Origin of the sequence: uncultured Cetobacterium sp., assembly GCF_947038635.1 — a bacterium.
GTDB lineage: Bacteria > Fusobacteriota > Fusobacteriia > Fusobacteriales > Fusobacteriaceae > Cetobacterium_A.
The window spans coordinates 1-4,400 of sequence record NZ_CAMQXC010000155.1; the positions used below are offsets into that span (position 1 = coordinate 1).

The following is a 4,400-nucleotide window of genomic DNA, read 5'->3' on the forward strand; positions in this document are numbered from 1 at the left end:
GATAATTTAATATTACCCCAACTTGAAGGTTTACACAAATATTTAATTAGACCCCTGACTTTTTTAAGTCAGCTTTTTCTCTATTTAAATTATAAACTATATTTTGTAAATTTAGTTTTAAATTCATCTTCAGATCTAACAAAAAGTTTTTCATTTCCTTTTGAATCTAAGACTTGTTCAGAAAAAACTTTATATAGATACATAATTTGTCCATCTTGCTCATTAGTACAATTTAATATATTGTAATTTAGAACTTCATAAAGTTTACCATTTTTATTATTTTTCCAAAGCTCTTTATTCATAACACTCCTTCAAACAGTTATTTCACCACATAAATCAGATTCCATAAAGATCTTAATGTCTTGAATAGTAAGATTTTTTCCTAATAAATACATTAATTTAGTAATTGCTGCCTCAGGAGTCATATCTCCACCGCTAATTACTCCAATACTTTTTAGTGCACTACTAGCTTCGTATAACCCCATTTTAACAGCACCAGTTGCGCATTGAGTAATGTTAACAACAACAACTCCTGAATTAATAATAGATTCTAAAGCTGTAACAAAATTATCAGTAGTAGGAGCATTACCATTTCCATAAGTTTTTAAAATTACTCCTTTTATTTCAGAATGAGATTCTACAAGTGTTTTTATATATTGAGGATTCATTCCAGGAAAAATTTCAACAATGAGTATGTTACTGTTGATAGAAGGATCTGTATAAAACTCATTTTTAGGCATATCTAAGACTTTTTTATCATGAATTTTAATTTCACATCCAATTTCTCCTAAAGCTCTATAATTTGGAGAAGCAAATCCAAAATAATTTGTAGCATCAATTTTTCTAGCTCGATTACCTCTTAATAGTTCATCTCTAAAACAGATAGTAACTTCAGGTATACTTTTAACACCATAAATTCTATTTCCAGCTATTTGAATTGATGTAATTAAGTTTTGAAGAGCATCACTTCTTGGTGTAACTAAAGGAACTTGAGAGCCAGTTAAAACTACAGGTTTATCGAGATTTTTAAGCATAAAAGATAAAGCAGAAGCTGTAAAGGCCATAGTATCAGTTCCATGTAAAATAACAAATCCTCTATAATTATAATAGTTTTTTTCTATAATTTTAACAATATCAATCCAAATTTCAGGATTCATATCTGAAGAATCAATTAAAGTTGTAATTTGGCAGTAGTCAGCAGGAAATCTTTCTAAAATAGGATGATTTTTAGCAACCTCAAACCAATTTTTAGCAGGTCTTAAAGGACTATTAGGATTGTTTTCCTCGCTATTGACCATACCAATAGTACCCCCAGTATTTATGATAAGAATTTTTTCTAACATTTAGCTCCTCCTAAAATTAATCCCCTAGTAAACTAGGGGATTGATTTTTTATATATCTTTTAAGAATATGTTTTGGCTTCTATCAGGACCAACAGAAACAACAGTTATTTGACATCCTAAATACTCTTCAACTCTAGCAAGGTATTTTTTACAGTTCTCAGGTAACTCATTGTAATCCTTCATATTAGAGATATCCTCTGTCCATCCAGGTAACTCTTCATAAATTGGTTTAGCATAAGCTAATTTTTCTGTAGCAGCAGGTACAGTTGTGTAAACTTTTCCATCGATTTCGTATCCAGTACAGATTTTTAAAGTATCTAATCCACTTAAAACGTCGATTTTTGTTATTACAACGTCAGTTAATCCGTTGATATCAACAGCATATTTACCAACAACAAGATCTAACCATCCACATCTTCTTGGTCTTCCAGTAGTAGCTCCAAACTCTCCACCAATTTGTCTGATTTTTTCTCCTAAATCATTATTTAACTCAGTAACGAAAGGTCCTTCTCCAACTCTAGTTGTATAAGCTTTCATAACTCCAATTATTCTATCGATTTTTCTAGGAGAAACTCCAACACCAGTAGTAACTCCTCCACTTGTAGGAGATGATGAAGTAACATATGGGTATGTTCCATAGTTAATATCTAGCATCATAGCTTGAGCCCCTTCAAATAAAACGAATTTATCATCATCTAAAGCTTTGTTAATTTCAGGAGTAGCATCAATAATTCTATGCTTTAATCTTTCAGCGTATCCTTTATACTCTTCAAAAATATCTTCAAACTTCATAGTTGGAGCATCATAGATTTTAGTGAAAAGTTCATTTTTCTCTTCTAAATTCATTTTTAATTTCTTAGCGAATAGTTCCATATCTAATAACTCAACAGCTCTAATTCCAACTCTTGAGAATTTATCAGAGTAACAAGGTCCAATTCCTCTTTTTGTAGTTCCAATTTTGTTATCTCCACTTCTTTCTTCTTTTAAGATATCTAATTGAATGTGGTAAGGCATAATAAGATGAGCTCTATCACTTATGAATAGGTGATCAACTTTAGCTCCTTTAGCTTCTAATGTATCAAGTTCTTTTAAAAGAACTTTAGGATCAACAACAACTCCTGGTCCAATGATACATTTACCTTGTCCATGTAACATACCAGATGGTAATAAATGAAGTATAAACTTCTCTCCATTAACAACAACTGTGTGTCCAGCATTATTTCCACCTTGGAATCTAACAACGTAATCAGCTCTATCTCCAAGAACGTCAATTATTTTTCCTTTTCCTTCGTCTCCCCATTGAGTTCCAACTACAACATATCCTGCCATTTAAATACCTCCATGTATTATTTCGTTATTTGATTTTTTTTATTTCAATATAGTTGATATTTTTATTGTGCTTACATATAAATAAATCTTCAAACTCTGTTCTGATATTATCAGCAGCCTTTGGGCTGTTATGTAAATCAGGTGTATGATAAACTACTTCATAGTTTTTTAAATCTTTAGCAAATTCAAGAACATCTGAATAGTATTGGTCATGATCTGTTTTAAAAAATAAAGTTCCATCGACTTTCATTATAACATCAAGAAGCTCAAAAAGTTTAGGTTGAAGTATTCTATTTTTTTCATTTCCTTCCCAAGGATCAGGAAAATTAATATAAAGTCCTTCAATCTCTTCATTTCCTATAAATTTTGTAATATCTTCACCACGTCTTCTTAAAAAAACAACATTATTAAGATTTCTTTTAACGGCTTTAGTTGCAGATAAAACTAATCTTTTAAATCTTATTTCAAGAGCTAAGTGATTTCTCTCAGGATATTTAGCAGCCATTCCAACTGCAAAATTTCCACTTCCAGATCCTATCTCAAGATACACAGGATTATTGTTTCCAAAAGCTTTTTGGTTCCAATTTCCTCTATAAGAATCCATAATTTCACTATCATAGATAATGTGATTAGGGTATTCTACTAATTTAACCATGTATGGGTTATAATTAGTTCTAGGATTTGTGAAGAAGTGTTTCCATAGAGTGCCTTCTAATCTTTCTTTCATTCTTCCTCCATAAATTTAATCGTTTTTTCAGCAGCATTTTGATTGCTTTTGAAAAATGCTTTTATTTTATCCTCAGAAACAGGATTTGTTTCTAAGAGATTAATAATATTTAAAAACTCTTCCTTGTTGTTAACTTTATATCCAATATTAAGATTTAAAATATCTTTAGATATATCTTTAACATTTTGTAAGTACGGGCCAAAAATAGGAGATTTTCCATAAAATAGTGGTTCTAATAAACTATGACCACCAACATTAACTAATGTTCCACCAACAAATACAATATCAGCAATAGAATAAAACTGCCTTAGAATGCCCATTTTATCAACAATAAGTATTTGAAATTTTTCTAAAGATGGGTTTAATTCTAAATCAGTTAACTTTTTATATGTAAAATTTGAATTTTTTATTAAAGTTTCAATTTCAGAAACTCTTTCTAAATGTCGTGGAACAATTACAAGAAGTGTATTTTTAAGATTCTTAAAAACATCTATAAGAATAGAATCTTCTCCTTGTCTAGTACTACCAGCAACAAAAATTTTTCTTGTATCACTTTTTATAAGCTTCTTTAAATTTGACATATCTTCAGAAGAAAATGTTTCAAAAGAAATATCAAATTTTAGATTACCAGTGATAAAAACTTTATTTTTATCAGCACCTAAAAGAATTATTCGATCTTTATCTTCTTGAGATTGCATAAAAAATCCAGATATTTTAGAAAAAAGAGGCTTTATAATCCAAGATATTTTTTTATATCTAGGAAAACTTTTATTTGAAATTCTTCCATTAACAATAAATATCTTAGAATATTTTGAACCTAAATTTATAAAGTTAGGCCAAATCTCAGTTTCTATCAGAATTATTTTAGAAACATTAATATAGTTAAATATTCTTTTAAGTATAAAAATATCATCTAAAGGAAATCTTAATATAGATATTCTATCATCTTTTGAATATTTATTCATAGCTATTTCATAACCAGTATCAGTAAACGCTGTAAG

General features: G+C 29.1%; 5 protein-coding genes. All 5 read right to left on the reverse strand.

What is annotated here, in order from left to right; translation table 11 throughout:
- Nucleotides 1-89: 89 nt before the first annotated feature.
- Entirely contained in the window at nucleotides 90-302 is a 213-nt protein-coding gene (locus Q0V08_RS10845) for a hypothetical protein (protein ID WP_297434682.1), read from the reverse strand.
- 9 nt (nucleotides 303-311) lie between these two features.
- Nucleotides 312-1,343 carry an asparaginase gene (locus Q0V08_RS10850; RefSeq protein WP_297434683.1) on the reverse strand — a complete coding sequence of 344 codons (1,032 nt, stop codon included), beginning with the start codon at nucleotides 1,341-1,343 and terminating at the stop codon, nucleotides 312-314.
- A gap of 48 nt (nucleotides 1,344-1,391) precedes the next feature.
- A complete protein-coding gene (locus Q0V08_RS10855) occupies nucleotides 1,392-2,672 on the reverse strand; it encodes an adenylosuccinate synthase (protein WP_257162781.1) in 1,281 nt (426 codons plus the stop codon).
- A gap of 25 nt (nucleotides 2,673-2,697) precedes the next feature.
- Nucleotides 2,698-3,399: a tRNA (guanosine(46)-N7)-methyltransferase TrmB gene (trmB, locus tag Q0V08_RS10860; RefSeq protein WP_297434686.1), complete on the reverse strand. Its 702-nt coding sequence runs from the start codon at nucleotides 3,397-3,399 to the stop codon at nucleotides 2,698-2,700.
- Nucleotides 3,396-4,400, reverse strand: a 1,005-nt coding sequence (locus Q0V08_RS10865; protein WP_297434688.1) for a glycosyltransferase N-terminal domain-containing protein, incomplete at its 5' end; no start/stop codon positions are given. The genes trmB and Q0V08_RS10865, both read right to left, overlap by 4 nt.